The sequence below is a fragment of the Streptomyces sp. DG1A-41 genome, from assembly GCF_037055355.1.
GTDB lineage: Bacteria > Actinomycetota > Actinomycetes > Streptomycetales > Streptomycetaceae > Streptomyces.
This window is the reverse complement of the sequence record NZ_CP146350.1, coordinates 7389685-7402387: the sequence shown is the minus strand read 5'-3', so window position 1 is coordinate 7402387 and position 12703 is coordinate 7389685. Positions and strand designations below refer to the sequence as shown.

9 protein-coding genes and 1 pseudogene are annotated in these 12703 nt (G+C 71.7%); 7 read left to right on the top strand and 3 right to left on the bottom strand.

Annotated features, from left to right (window positions below; all coding sequences use genetic code 11):
* The first annotated feature begins 5 nt into the window (after window positions 1–5).
* Window positions 6–797: a serine protease gene (locus tag V8690_RS34445; RefSeq protein WP_338783982.1), complete on the top strand. Its 792-nt coding sequence runs from the start codon at window positions 6–8 to the stop codon at window positions 795–797.
* Between the two features lie 146 nt (window positions 798–943).
* Window positions 944–1591, top strand: coding sequence for a LysE family translocator (locus V8690_RS34440; RefSeq protein ID WP_338785550.1), 648 nt, complete (start codon window positions 944–946; stop codon window positions 1589–1591).
* Between the two features lie 13 nt (window positions 1592–1604).
* Here the strand turns inward: V8690_RS34440 and V8690_RS34435 are convergent.
* A pseudogene (locus V8690_RS34435) lies at window positions 1605–2721 on the bottom strand (winged helix DNA-binding domain-containing protein).
* A 125-nt stretch (window positions 2722–2846) separates the two neighbouring features.
* Here V8690_RS34435 and V8690_RS34430 point away from each other — a divergent pair.
* Entirely contained in the window at window positions 2847–3272 is a 426-nt protein-coding gene (locus V8690_RS34430; protein ID WP_338783981.1) for a DUF6003 family protein, read from the top strand.
* 32 nt (window positions 3273–3304) lie between these two features.
* Here the strand turns inward: V8690_RS34430 and V8690_RS34425 are convergent, their stop codons facing one another.
* The gene (locus tag V8690_RS34425; protein WP_338783980.1) at window positions 3305–4270 is read right to left on the bottom strand and encodes a YihY/virulence factor BrkB family protein; all 966 of its coding nucleotides are present in this window, start codon (window positions 4268–4270) and stop codon (window positions 3305–3307) included.
* Window positions 4271–4441: 171 nt separating this feature from the next.
* On the opposite strand from V8690_RS34425, the gene V8690_RS34420 reads away from it, so the two are divergent.
* The 4 genes from V8690_RS34420 to argG all read left to right on the top strand — a co-directional run bounded on the left by V8690_RS34420 (window position 4442) and on the right by argG (window position 10958).
* Window positions 4442–6250, top strand: a complete 1809-nt coding sequence (locus V8690_RS34420; protein WP_338783979.1) for a methylmalonyl-CoA mutase subunit beta — start codon at window positions 4442–4444, stop codon at window positions 6248–6250.
* Window positions 6250–8442, top strand: a complete 2193-nt coding sequence (scpA, locus tag V8690_RS34415) for a methylmalonyl-CoA mutase (RefSeq protein ID WP_338783978.1) — start codon at window positions 6250–6252, stop codon at window positions 8440–8442. Before V8690_RS34420 ends, scpA begins: the two co-directional genes overlap by 1 nt.
* On the top strand, window positions 8439–9431 hold the full coding sequence (meaB, locus tag V8690_RS34410; RefSeq protein ID WP_338783977.1) for a methylmalonyl Co-A mutase-associated GTPase MeaB: 993 nt from the start codon (window positions 8439–8441) through the stop codon (window positions 9429–9431). The genes scpA and meaB overlap by 4 nt, the downstream gene beginning before the upstream one ends.
* A 72-nt stretch (window positions 9432–9503) precedes the next feature.
* Window positions 9504–10958: an argininosuccinate synthase gene (gene argG / locus V8690_RS34405; protein ID WP_338783976.1), complete on the top strand. Its 1455-nt coding sequence runs from the start codon at window positions 9504–9506 to the stop codon at window positions 10956–10958.
* A gap of 289 nt (window positions 10959–11247) precedes the next feature.
* Here the strand turns inward: argG and pntB are convergent, their stop codons facing one another.
* Entirely contained in the window at window positions 11248–12699 is a 1452-nt protein-coding gene (gene pntB, locus V8690_RS34400; RefSeq protein WP_338783975.1) for a Re/Si-specific NAD(P)(+) transhydrogenase subunit beta, read from the bottom strand.
* Window positions 12700–12703: the final 4 nt, after the last annotated feature.

Genomic DNA, 12703 nt, shown 5'->3' with positions numbered 1-12703 from the left:
GACCCATGTTCGGGTTCAACCGTGCCAAGAAGGCCGCCGCCGTCGCCACGGCGACCGCTGCCGCCGCCGCGACCGCGCTGCTCGCCGCTCCCTCCGCCGTCGCCGCGCCCCAGCCGATCGTCGGCGGTACCACGACCACGACGACCGCGTACCCGTTCGTCATGCAGATCACGGACGCCTCGCAGACCCAGTTCTGCGGCGGCACGCTGGTCTCGCCCACGAAGGTCGTCACCGCCGCCCACTGCATGGTCGGCGAGACCACCGGCAGCGTGCGCGTCGTCGGTGGCCGCACCTACCGCAACGGCACCAACGGCACAGTCAGCAGAGTCAGCAAGATATGGATCCACCCGAGCTACACCGACGTCACCAACGGCGACGACGTGGCCGTGCTGACGCTGTCGACGTCGATGCCGTACACGCCGGCGAAGTACGTCTCCTCCTCCCAGACCTCGGTGTACGCGGCCGGCACCACCGCCCGCATCCTCGGCTGGGGCACCACCTCCTCGGGCGGCAGCGCCTCCAACCAGCTGCGCACCGCGACCGTACCGACCGTGTCCGACTCCAGCTGCGGCAGCTCCTACGGCTCCGACTTCGTGCGGAGCGACATGGTGTGCGCCGGATACACCTCCGGCGGCGTGGACACCTGCCAGGGCGACAGCGGCGGCCCCCTGCTCATCGGGGGCGTCCTGGCAGGCATCACTTCCTGGGGCGAGGGCTGCGCCCAGGCCGGTTACCCGGGCATCTACACCCGGCTGACCACCTTCTCCAACCTGGTGACGACGCAGGTCAACTCGTAACCGGGCACAGCTCCTGAGCACCCCTCAGGTGAAATACCAGGGGGCGTTGCGGGCCTCCACGAGCGGCCCGCAACGCCCCCTCTCCATCTCTCCATGCCGCCGGCCGGGTTCGGGTGCTTGAATGGCGGCGGATGGGAGTGATGCTCGTGGTTTCCGCCGACCGTCTCCTCGCCTTCGCCGTGATGTCGCTCCTGGTCATCGTGATCCCGGGGCCCAGCGTCCTGTTCGTCATCGGCCGGGCCCTCGCCCACGGCCGCCGCACCGCCGTGGCGACGGCCCTCGGCAACGTGGTCGGCTCCTACCTGCTGGTCGTGGCGGTCGCGGTCGGGCTCGGCTCGCTGGTCGAGCGATCGGTGACGGTGTATCTGACGGTGAAGCTGGCGGGTGCCGCGTATCTGTTGTATCTGGGTGTGCAGGCGTTCCGCCGCCGTGGGGAACTGAAGGCATCGCAGATCGGCACCCGGTCGGCGGGGCCGGCTCGCGGGGATCTCCGGACGCTGCTGGACGGGGTCCTCGTCGGCGTCACCAACCCGAAGGGCGTGGTGTTCTTCGCCGCCGTCCTGCCGCAGTTCGTGGACCACTCGGCCGGCCATGTGCCCTCGCAGATGCTGCTGTTGGGCCTCGTACCGATCTCGATCGGCCTCGTCACGGACACGCTGTGGGGCCTGACCGCGTCGGCGGCCCGCGCGTGGTTCGCCCGGTCGGACCGTCGCCTGTCGCTGATCGGCGGTGCGGGCGGCTGCACGATGATCGGCCTGGGCGTGACGGTGGCGGTGACGGGCCGGGCGGACTGAGGCGTCGCTCCGCTCAGCTCCGTACGACGCCGAAGCGGATGTCGTACGGCGTCTCCGGGTGCATGATCCGCAGCATCCGCTCCCCCTCGGCGGTGACCTCGTCCCGCTGGGTCCTGGTGAGCCGGCCGAAGGGCTCGATGACGAGGGCCCGCTCCTGCAGTCGCCACAACCCCGCGAGGAACCCGTCGACCAGGAGCGCGCCAGTGGGCGATGTTTCCCTGCCAGGAGCGGCCCCGGTACTCGGGCGGGACGACGCGGGTGCGGTCGGCGTGGGAGAGCAGGAGGTTGTCGAACTCGGGCAGGAAGCGCGGCGGGGCCGGGGTGTCCGGGTCGGGGCGCGGGGCGTCGGGGAGGTCGAAGAGCTCGGTGCCGCTGTCGTCGCGGAAGGTGACGAGTCGCGGGCGGAGGCGTTCGAAGGCGTCGCGCAGGCGGGTCAGTCCGGCCCAGGTCTGCATGTCCCGTACGGAGGCCGGGCCGAAGGCGGCGAGATAGCGCAGGACGACCGCGTCGGGCGTGGCGGCCGGTCCGGTGGGACGGCCGAGCCAGTGCTCGGCGGTGGTCAGGCAGACCTGCCCGCTCCTGCCCCACAGGCCGCGCGGGGTCACCTGCACGAGCGGGAGACGGCACCGGGCGGCGACGGCAAGGGCTTGCGGGTCGGCGTCCGGCCACTCCTGGAGCAGGGCCTCGCGCAGTTGCTTCATGGTGCGGGGCTCGGTCTCGACGAGGTCGTGGGCGAGGGCGGCGAGCCGGTCCAGGTCGACACCGGCGAGTCCCTTGCGGAAGTTCGTCAGCTCCCGGTCCCGGGCGAACTGCACCAGCGGCCGCAGGGTGAGGCAGTCGTCCGCGGTGTGGGTGTGGATGGTGGAGCGCATCGTGACGATCCGGACGACCTCGCGGTCGGCCATCGGCCGGGACAGCGCCTCGGGGGCGAAATCGTCGAGACGGGCGGCGAGCGCGTAGTACGGGGGCTTGACGTTCTGCGCCTGGAGGCCGACCAGGTGCTCGACGGCCGCGGCGGCGGAGATCCCGGCCGGGCGCAGGAGCAGCTGCCGGTCGAGGGTGGCGCGGTTGAGGGCCCGGGTACCGAGGCGGGGTGCCGTGCGGGTGACGCTCCGCTTGGTGTTCGTCATGCGGGCACGGTAGCCGGGGTCGCGGACAGGCTCTGGCCGCAACGGCCGAGACTCCCGGAGCCGGCGGTAATCCGGGCGCGGCGGGGTAATGGGACGTCGATCCCCCAGTTGAGAAGGAGCCGAGGATGACCGACGACGCCTGCCTGTTCCTGCTTGACGACGCGTCCGCGCGGCTCGGCGTGGCCCCCGCCGCCGTCGGGGAGCTCGCCTGCATGGAGACTCCCGCGGTACGCGCGTGGCTGGACGCTCAGGGAAGCACGCCGGCCTCCCCGCACCTGCGCCTGCTGCCGCCGGAGGAGACGGCGGCCATTCCCGAGGGGGCGGAACGGCTGCCCGTCCCGCTGAGCGACGAGGAACTGAGCCGGGTCGGCCACCGGCTGGCACCGGAGCCGCTCGCCCGGGTCGAGGAGGAGCTGCTCGCCTACCGCGACTGCGCGGACGGGCGGGACGGCCTGATCGGACGCGCGCTGGCCGCCGGCGTGGCACCGCACCGCATCGTCGAACTGACCGGGGTGGACCCCGCGACGGTGACCGCTGCGGCGAGCCGCTGAGGACGCCGCGGCTGCTCGGCCGGCGTCCGGGCTCACGCGCCGGGTCCGGGGTCCGGCTGGACGGCTGATTCGATGCCGGCGCGGGCCGCCTCCAGCTGGGCGGCGAACGCGATGCCGAGGAAGAGCGCGACGGCGGTGAGGTTGGCCCACAGCAGCAGGGCGATGAAGGCGGTCAGCGGCCCGTACACGGCGCCGAAGGCACCGCTCTCCTCGACGTACAGCGCGAGCAGCCCGGTGGCCGACACCCACAGCACCAGATGCACGGCCGAGCCGAAGGCCAGCCAGGTGTAGCCGGGCTGGACACGGCGGGGCGACCAGCGGAAGATCACGGCGGAGGCCACCCACGCCAGCGCGAGCCCCACGGGGATGTCGAGCACACCCCACCACCGCGACCCGCTGCCCGCCCAGCCGGCCGAGTCCGCCACGGCGTCGCCCACGGCCTCGCCGGCGACGAGGACGACGAACCCCAGCACCAGGGGCAGACCGGCGGCGAACGCGAGCAGGATCGCCCGCCCGTACTTGCGCGGGAAGGGACGGTCGCGCTCGATGCCGTAGATACGGTTGGCGCCGCGCTCGATCTGGCCCATGGCCGAGGCGAGGTTCAGCAGCGCGAAGCCCAGACCGAGCCACAGGGCGAGCGTGCCCCAGACATCGCCGTGCGCGGTGCGCCGCGTCCCTTCGAAGGCGTCCTCGACGACCTGCGCGCTGGCACCGGGCACGATCCGGCCGAGCGTGAGCTCGATGACCCGGCCCACGCCCTCCGTGTGCACCGACGTGGCCAGCCCGACGAGCGCCACGGTGCACGGGACCAGCCCGAGCACCACCTGGAAGGCGAGGGCCCGCGCGTTGGTGAAGCCGTCCGCGTAACGGAACCGTGCGAAGGAGTCGGCCAGCAGCCGCAGCCCTCCGTAGTGGCGCAGGGCGGTGAACGCCTCGTCGCCGGAGAGCTCGTCTCCGATCATGTCCCGGGTCTGCGGGACGTGGACGGCGGTACCCATGGCGTGGACGCTCCTTGTCGTAGGGCGGCTCCCTGTCGGAGGCTGCTCCCTGTCCGGTTACCCTGTGAAAATCTCTCCCCGCAGGGGAGATCGGGATCACAGAAACGGCGAGGGCAAGGTCACAGGCTCGCCCACTGCTGCTCCTCTGTGTCGGTGTCCTAGCATCCGAGCATGACGGTCCTGCCTGACGACGGGCTTGAGCTGGCCGGCGAGTTCCCTGATGTGCCCCATGAGCAGTGGCAGCGCCTTGTGGCGGGCGTGCTGCGCAAGTCGGGCAAGGAAGTGGAGGGCGCCGAGGCCGAGGAAGCCCTGTCCACCGCGCTGGAGGACGGGCTGCGCACCCGGCCTCTCTACACCGCGCACGACACCGCGCCCGAGCCGGGCCTGCCCGGATTCGCACCCTTCGTGCGGGGCGGCCGGGCCGAGGGGAACACGCTCGGCGGCTGGGACGTACGGCAACGGCACACGGTGGCCGACAACGGCGCGGTGCTCGCGGATCTGGAGAACGGCGTCACCTCCCTGTGGCTGACAGTGGGGGAAGGCGGCATTCCGGCGCCGGAGCTCGGCCGGGTCCTCGACGGCGTCCTTCTCGACCTCGCCCCCGTCGTCCTCGACGCGGGGCGTGACACCGGGACCGCCGCGCGGGAGTTGCTGAGGCTGTACCAGGAGCGCGGTGTCGCCCGGGAGGCGGCGCACGGCAATCTGGGCGCGGATCCGCTGGGTCAGGAGGCCCGGACCGGGAAGCAGGCCGACGTCGCTCCGGCGGCGGAGCTCGCGCGGCTGTGTGCCGAGGGGTACCCGCGGCTGCGGGCGCTGACCGTGGACGCGCTGCCCTACCACGAGGCCGGCGGCTCGGCCGCCCAAGAGCTGGGCTGCTCGCTGGCCACGGGCGTGGCGTATCTGCGGAATCTGACCGAGGCCGGACTGAACGTCGAACACGCCTGTGCGCAGCTGGAGTTCCGGTACGCGGCGACCGCCGACCAGTTCCTCACGATCGCCAAGCTGCGGGCCGCGCGCCGGCTGTGGTCGCGGGTGGCCGAGGTCTGCGGGGCACCGCGCGCGGGGGCACAGCTCCAGCACGTCGTGACATCGCCGGTGATGATGACGCGCCGCGACCCGTGGGTGAACATGCTGCGCACGACCATCGCCACGCTGGCCGCCGGGGCGGGCGGGGCCGACTCGGTCACCGTGCTGCCCTTCGACCACGCCCTCGGCCTGCCGGACGCGTTCGCGCGCCGTATCGCCCGCAACACCTCCACGATCCTCATCGAGGAGTCGCATCTGTCCCGGGTGATCGACCCGGCGGGCGGCTCCTGGTACGTGGAGCGGCTCACCGACGAACTCGCCCACGCGGGCTGGGAGTTCTTCCGGCGTACCGAGCGGCTCGGCGGCATGGCTGCGGCCCTGCGGTCGGGGGACCTCGCGCAGGACCTGGCCGACACCTGGCAGGCCCGCCGCCGGAAGCTGGCCACGCGACGCGAACCCGTCACGGGCGTCAGCGAGTTCCCGTACCTCGCGGAGAAGCCGGTCGTCCGCGAGAGCGCACCCGAGCCGCCGTCCGGCGGGCTGCCGCGGGTGCGCCGCGACGAGGAGTACGAGGCGCTGCGCGCCCGCTCCGACGCCCACCTCGCGAAGACCGGCTCCCGGCCCCGGATCTTCCTCGCCGCGATCGGCCCGGCCACCGCCCACACCGCACGCCTCACCTTCGCCTCGAACCTTCTCCAGGCGGGCGGCATCGAGCCCGTCACGGAGGGCACCTTCGAAGACAGCGGCGCGAGCGAGGCCGTGCTGTGCTCCAGCGACGCGCTGTACGAGGAGAAGGCGGCGCAGGTGGCCACCGAACTGCGATCGGCCGGCGCCTCGCACGTGTTCCTCGCGGGCCGTCCCGGGCAGTACGCCGGTGTCGACGCGTACGTCTTCGCGGGCTGCGATGCCGTGGCCGTGCTCTCCGCGACCCTCGACCGCATGGGAGTGTCCTGATGACCGTCCCCTCCGACCGTTCCGTCCCCGACTTCTCCGGTATCGAGCTGGGGAGCCCGGCCTGCGACGGCGGCCCCGACGAGTGGCGTACGGCGGTCAAGAACGCCTCCGGCGGTGACGACCTGCTCTGGGAGACCCCGGAGGGCATCGCGGTCAAGCCGCTGTACACCGGGCGTGACCTGGAGGGCCTGGACTTCCTGGACACGTACCCGGGCGCGGCGCCGTATCTGCGGGGCCCGTACCCGACGATGTACGTCAACCAGCCCTGGACGATCCGCCAGTACGCCGGTTTCTCCACGGCCGAGGAGTCCAACGCGTTCTACCGGCGCAATCTCGCGGCCGGGCAGAAGGGCCTGTCGGTCGCCTTCGACCTGCCCACGCACCGGGGTTACGACAGTGACCACCCGCGCGTGACCGGTGACGTCGGCATGGCGGGCGTGGCCATCGACTCGATCTACGACATGCGGCAGCTGTTCGACGGGATCCCGCTGGACAAGATGACCGTGTCGATGACGATGAACGGGGCCGTGCTGCCGGTGCTGGCGCTGTACATCGTGGCGGCCGAGGAGCAGGGCGTGCCGCCGGAGAAGCTGGCGGGGACCATTCAGAACGACATCCTCAAGGAGTTCATGGTCCGCAACACCTACATCTATCCGCCGAAGCCGTCGATGCGGATCATCTCCGACATCTTCGCCTTCACCTCGCAGCGGATGCCGCGCTACAACTCCATCTCCATCTCCGGCTACCACATCCAGGAGGCGGGTGCGACGGCCGACCTGGAGCTGGCGTACACGCTCGCGGACGGCGTGGAGTACATCAGGGCGGGACGTGAAGCCGGCCTGGACGTGGACGCGTTCGCGCCCCGGCTGTCGTTCTTCTGGGCGATCGGCATGAACTTCTTCATGGAGGTCGCCAAGCTGCGGGCGGCGCGGCTGCTGTGGGCGAAGCTGGTGAGGCAGTTCGACCCGCAGAACGCCAAGTCCCTGTCCCTGCGCACCCATTCGCAGACCTCCGGCTGGTCGCTGACCGCGCAGGACGTGTTCAACAACGTGACGCGCACGTGCGTCGAGGCGATGGCGGCGACCCAGGGGCACACGCAGTCGCTGCACACCAACGCCCTCGACGAGGCGCTCGCCCTGCCCACCGACTTCTCGGCGCGCATCGCCCGCAACACGCAGCTGCTGCTCCAGCAGGAGTCCGGCACGACCCGCGTGATCGACCCGTGGGGCGGCAGCGCCTACGTCGAGCGGCTGACGTACGACCTCGCCCGGCGGGCCTGGCAGCACATCCAGGAGGTCGAGCAGGCGGGCGGCATGGCCAAGGCCATCGACGCGGGCATCCCCAAGCTGCGCATCGAGGAGGCCGCGGCCCGCACGCAGGCCCGGATCGACTCCGGGCGGCAGCCGGTCATCGGCGTCAACAAGTACCGCGTGGACAGCGACGAGCAGATCGACGTCCTGAAGGTCGACAACTCCTCCGTGCGGGCCCAGCAGATCGAGAAGCTGCGGCGGCTGCGGGCGGAGCGGGACGAGACGGCGTGCCAGGACGCGCTGGACGCGCTGACCCGGGCCGCCGCGGGCGAGGGCAACCTGCTGGAGCTGGCGGTGCACGCGGCCCGCGCGAAGGCGACCGTCGGGGAGATCTCCGACGCCCTGGAGAAGGTGTACGGCCGGCACGCCAGCCAGATCCGTACGATCTCCGGCGTGTACCGCAACGAAGCAGGGGAGTCCCCGTCCGTGGACCGCACCCGAGCACTGGTCTCCGACTTCGAGGAGGCCGAGGGCCGCCGCCCGCGCATCCTGGTCGCGAAGATGGGCCAGGACGGCCACGACCGCGGCCAGAAGGTGATCGCGACCGCCTTCGCCGACCTCGGCTTCGACGTGGACGTCGGCCCGCTGTTCCAGACCCCGGCCGAGGTGGCCCGGCAGGCCGTCGAGGCGGACGTGCACATCGTCGGCGTCTCCTCGCTGGCGGCCGGTCACCTCACCCTCGTCCCGGCCCTGCGCGAGCAGCTCGCCGAGGAGGGGCGTGAGGACATCATGATCGTGGTCGGCGGGGTGATCCCGCCGCAGGACGTGCCGACGCTCCTGGAGATGGGCGCGGCGGCGGTCTTCCCGCCGGGGACGGTGATCCCGGACGCGGCGTACGACCTGGTGAAGCGACTGTCGGACGGACTCGGGCACGACCTGTGATCGATGTCGACGCGTATGTGAAGGGCGTACTCGACGGGAAGCGGGCGATCATCGCCCGGGCCATCACGCTCGTCGAGTCGACCCGCCCTCAGCACCGGGCGCTGGCCCAGGAGTTGCTGACCGAGCTGCTGCCGCACAGCGGGCGGGCCCGGCGGATCGGAGTCAGCGGGGTGCCGGGCGTGGGCAAGTCGACGTTCATCGACGCCTTCGGATCGATGCTGACAGGGTTCGGGCACCGGGTGGCGGTACTCGCCGTCGACCCGTCCTCCAGCCGTACCGGCGGCTCGATCCTCGGCGACAAGACGCGCATGGAACGGCTGGCCGTGGACCCGGCGGCGTTCGTCCGCCCCTCCCCCACCGCGGGCACGCTGGGCGGGGTCGCCAAGGCCACCCGCGAGTCGATCGTGGTGATGGAGGCGGCGGGCTACGACGTGATCCTCGTGGAGACGGTCGGCGTCGGGCAGTCCGAGACCGCGGTCGCGAACATGGTCGACTCCTTCCTGCTGCTCACCCTCGCCCGTACGGGCGATCAGCTCCAGGGCATCAAGAAGGGCGTCCTGGAACTGGCCGACGTGATCGCCGTGAACAAAGCGGACGGGCCGCACGAGCGTGACGCCCGTGCCGCCGCGCGGGAGCTGGCGGGCGCCCTGCGGCTGATGCACGGCAAGGACGCCTTCTGGACGCCGCCCGTGCTCAGCTGCAGCGCGCGTGAGTCGAGCGGCCTGGACACGGTGTGGGAGCGTCTCGAACAGCACCGCACGCTGCTGGACTCCACCGGCCGCCTCACCGCCAAGCGCCGCGACCAGCAGGTCGACTGGACCTGGACCATGGTCCGCGACGAACTCCTCGGCCGGCTGCGGGCCGACCCGGCGGTGCGGGCACTGGCGCCGGTCCTCGAGCAGCAGGTCCGGGAGGGCGAGCTGACACCGACGCTGGCGGCGGAGCGGATTCTGGGGGCGCTCGCAGAGCCCGGCTCGGAGAGTTCCTGAGCCGAAACGGCAGGGAGAGCGATTCCACGCACCCGGCTTGCATGACTATGCAAAGTGATACATACTCTTTCTATGTCCAAGGTCCTCACCTCCCTGCCCGCCGGCGAGCGCGTCGGCATCGCCTTCTCGGGCGGTCTCGACACCTCCGTCGCGGTCGCGTGGATGCGCGACAAGGGCGCCGTCCCCTGCACCTACACCGCCGACATCGGCCAGTACGACGAGCCCGACATCGCGTCGGTGCCCGGCCGCGCCAAGACCTACGGGGCCGAGATCGCGCGTCTGGTCGACTGCCGTGCCGCGCTGGTCGAGGAGGGCCTGGCCGCGCTGACCTGCGGGGCGTTCCACATCCGCTCGGGCGGGCGGGCGTACTTCAACACCACGCCGCTCGGCCGTGCCGTCACGGGCACGCTGCTGGTCCGGGCGATGCTGGAGGACGACGTCCAGATCTGGGGCGACGGTTCGACCTTCAAGGGCAACGACATCGAGCGGTTCTACCGCTACGGCCTGCTGGCCAACCCGCACCTGCGGATCTACAAGCCCTGGCTGGACGCGGCCTTCGTGACCGAGCTCGGGGGCCGCAAGGAGATGTCGGAGTGGCTGCTCGCCCACGGGCTGCCCTACCGCGACAGCACGGAGAAGGCGTACTCCACCGACGCCAACATCTGGGGCGCCACGCACGAGGCCAAGACCCTGGAACACCTGGACACCGGCGTCGAGACCGTCCAGCCCATCATGGGCGTGAAGTTCTGGGACCCCGAGGTCGAGATCGCCACCGAGGACGTGACGATCGGCTTCGACCAGGGCCGCCCGGTGACGATCAACGGCAAGGAGTTCTCCTCGCCCGTCGACCTCGTCATGGAGGCCAACGCCATCGGCGGCCGGCACGGCCTGGGCATGTCGGACCAGATCGAGAACCGGATCATCGAGGCCAAGAGCCGCGGCATCTACGAGGCCCCGGGCATGGCCCTGCTGCACGCCGCGTACGAGCGTCTGGTCAACGCGATCCACAACGAGGACACCCTCGCCCAGTACCACACCGAGGGACGGCGGCTCGGTCGGCTGATGTACGAGGGCCGCTGGCTGGACCCGCAGGCGCTGATGATCCGCGAGTCGCTCCAGCGGTGGGTCGGCGCGGCCGTCACCGGAGAGGTGACGCTGCGGCTTCGGCGCGGTGAGGACTACTCGATCCTCGACACCACCGGCCCGGCCTTCAGCTACCACCCGGACAAGCTGTCCATGGAGCGCACCGAGGACTCCGCGTTCGGCCCGGTGGACCGGATCGGCCAGCTCACCATGCGCAACCTTGACATCGCCGACTCCCGCGCCAAGCTCGAGCAGTACGCCGGCATCGGCCTGATCGGCACCGGCAGCCCGACCATCGGCGCCTCCCAGGCGGCCGCGACCGGGCTGATCGGCACCATGCCGGAGCTGCCGCAGGGCGGCGCCGAGGCCATCGCCTCCCGGGGCGCGGTCTCCGAGGAGGACGCGTGGCTGGACCGCGCCGCGATGGACTCCGGCACGGACTGATCGCTCTGGGTTCCCCGTGAGAGGGGGCGTCACAGAGCAGGCCGGCCCGGCACCGGGCCGGCCTTCCGCGTGTCCCGGGGGTCCCGTCCGCCGGTGGGCGGTCGGCCGAACGGCCGGGGGCCGGTGCGGCGGCAGCCCAGGTGCTCCGGCCGAATGGCCGAGGCACGCACCTGCGTACCCGGGTCAGCCACGGGGAGGCCCGGCGCGCCGATGAGGCACCACCCGGGTGCGAACAGCACGGGTGGCGCCTCATCTGCGACCGTTGCCCGGTCTGCCCCAGGCGTCTCCCTCAGCGCGTGGTGCCGGCCATCTCCGGGACGGGCGTGTCGAGGGCGTCCAGGCCGCGCAGGATGTCCTCGACCCGTTGCCTGGCGTCGCCGAAGAGCATCTGGGTGTTCTCCCGGAAGAACAGCGGGTTCTGCACGCCCGCGTACCCGGCGGCCATGGACCGCTTGAAGACGACCACGTCGGCCGCCTCCCACACGTGCAGCACCGGCATTCCGGCGATAGGGCTGGCCGGGTTGTCGGTGGCGGCCGGGTTGACGGTGTCGTTGGCGCCGATGACCAGGACGACCGAGGTGGCGGCGAAGTCGTCGTTGATCTCGTCCATTTCCAGGACGATGTCGTATGGCACGTTCGCCTCGGCGAGCAGCACGTTCATGTGCCCGGGCAGCCGGCCGGCGACGGGGTGGATGCCGAAGCGCACCTCGACGCCCCGCTCGCGCAGCTTGCGCGCCAGTTCGGCGACCGGGTACTGGGCCTGGGCGACGGCCATGCCGTAGCCCGGCGTGATGATCACCGAGGAGGCGTCGCGCAGGAGCTCCGCGGTCTCCTCCGCGCTGATCTCGCGGTGCTCCCCGTGCTCGCCGTCGTCGGCCGCCGCGGCCGGCGTCCCGAAGCCGCCCGCGATCACCGAGATGAAGGAGCGGTTCATCGCCTTGCACATGATGTACGACAGGTAGGCACCGGAGGAGCCGACCAGCGCGCCGGTGACGATCAGCAGGTTGTTGGCGAGCAGGAAGCCCGAGGCGGCGGCGGCCCAGCCCGAGTAGCTGTTGAGCATGGAGACGACCACCGGCATGTCACCGCCGCCGATGGAGGCGACCAGGTGCGCGCCCAGGGCGAGGGCGATGACGGTGACCGCGATGAGCAGGCCGATGTGGGGCCGTGCCACGAACGCGACGGTGAGCGCGACGAACGCGACCAGGCAGCCCACGTTGAGGACGTGCTTGCCGGGCAGCGTGAGCGGGCGGGAGTTGATGCGCGCCGAGAGCTTCAGGTAGGCGACGACGGAGCCCGTGAAGGTGACGGCGCCGATGAACACCCCGATGAACACCTCGGCGTGGTGGATGCCGAGCAGCGAACCGGTGAGCTCCTCACCGCCGTGGCCCCCGGCGTCGACGTCGAGGTAGCCGTTCCAGCCGACGAAGGCGGCGGCGAGGCCGACGAGGCTGTGCATGATGGCGATCAGCTCCGGCATGCCGGTCATCTCGACCACCCGGGCCCGCCACAGCCCGATGCCCGCGCCGACGGCCGTGGCGACGACGATCAGCACGAGACCGGTGGCGGTGATGCTCTTCGAGGCGAGACCGACGGTGGCCGCCAGCGCGACGACCATGCCCGCGATGCCCCAGACGACTCCCGAGCGGGAGGTCCGGTGCTGCGAGAGCCCGGCGAGGCTGAGGACGAACAGCAGCGCGGCGACGACGTAGGCGGCTTCTGAGGCCGTGACTGTGGTCATCCGT

Bases quoted from the DNA above. Each gene is read 5' to 3' on its own strand.
- V8690_RS34420 (WP_338783979.1), top strand. From the start codon at position 4,442: ATGACGGTCCTGCCTGACGACGGGCTTGAGCTGGCCGGCGAGTTCCCT.
- V8690_RS34445 (WP_338783982.1), top strand. From the start codon at position 6: ATGTTCGGGTTCAACCGTGCCAAGAAGGCCGCCGCCGTCGCCACGGCG.
- argG (WP_338783976.1), top strand. From the start codon at position 9,504: ATGTCCAAGGTCCTCACCTCCCTGCCCGCCGGCGAGCGCGTCGGCATC.
- scpA (WP_338783978.1), top strand. From the start codon at position 6,250: ATGACCGTCCCCTCCGACCGTTCCGTCCCCGACTTCTCCGGTATCGAG.
- V8690_RS34425 (WP_338783980.1), bottom strand. From the start codon at position 4,270: ATGGGTACCGCCGTCCACGTCCCGCAGACCCGGGACATGATCGGAGAC.
- pntB (WP_338783975.1), bottom strand. From the start codon at position 12,699: ATGACCACAGTCACGGCCTCAGAAGCCGCCTACGTCGTCGCCGCGCTG.
- V8690_RS34430 (WP_338783981.1), top strand. From the start codon at position 2,847: ATGACCGACGACGCCTGCCTGTTCCTGCTTGACGACGCGTCCGCGCGG.